2 pseudogenes are annotated in these 727 nt (G+C 39.5%); both read left to right on the top strand.

The features are described from left to right. Positions 1-166: pseudogene (locus tag AB4496_RS26940) on the top strand (NAD(P)-dependent oxidoreductase); the annotation flags it as partial. A 263-nt stretch (positions 167-429) separates the two neighbouring features. After that, a pseudogene (locus tag AB4496_RS26935) lies at positions 430-727 on the top strand (RraA family protein); the annotation flags it as partial.

Here is a 727-nt window from a genome sequence, read left to right as displayed (position 1 = left end):
AGCTGCAAAAGCTGTAACAAAAGTAAGAAAGATCCGTTGGGAAGAGTTTGAGTCAGAAAATGGCTCTATGGCCGTTGGTATTGAACAACTGAATCTAAAATTACCAATTAGTTCTTCGTTTGAGGCTACTGAGTCAATTAGTGAATATATTGAAAATTACATATAGTTGAGTGCTTATTTCTAATTACCAACCCTAGTTACTTTTAGTTGAGTTTAGTCTCTCCGGCGTCTGTACTTAAGTTAATCGGTAGCGTCACAATAATTTCCTTTCGTAACAGATATGAAGCTACCGAGTCGCAGGAATAGATCTTTTTGTAGAGCTGAGTCCGAGGTCAACGTTATCTTTGAGTTAGCTCTATATCATTGAATGACAAGCGTGCGTCACACCTTTGTTTGGCGTGAGGATTAGTTCAAACATGGAGTGAAAATATGAAGTCAGACTTTTCAAAACTTGCGACAACCGATTACGGAAACATACTGAGTAACGACCACTTTATTAATTTTAGTATTGGTCCTCTTTGGCAGGGAATGCCACGAATTTGTGGAGAAGCGTTTACTGTCCAGTTAACGTCTGGTGATAATTTAATGCTTCATTCAGCCATATACGAAGCACCTGAAGGTTCCATCATTGTAGTGGATGGAGTTGATAGCGAATATGCAGTAGCTGGTGGTAATGTATGCGCAGTCGCGAAGAGTCGAGGTATCAAAGGCTTTATTATTGATGGTG

Origin of the sequence: Vibrio sp. 10N.222.46.A1 (assembly GCF_041473595.1) — a bacterium.
Lineage (GTDB): Bacteria > Pseudomonadota > Gammaproteobacteria > Enterobacterales > Vibrionaceae > Vibrio > Vibrio tasmaniensis_A.
The sequence above is the reverse complement of the archived record's forward strand: the minus strand, read 5'-3'. Positions and strand labels throughout refer to the sequence as shown.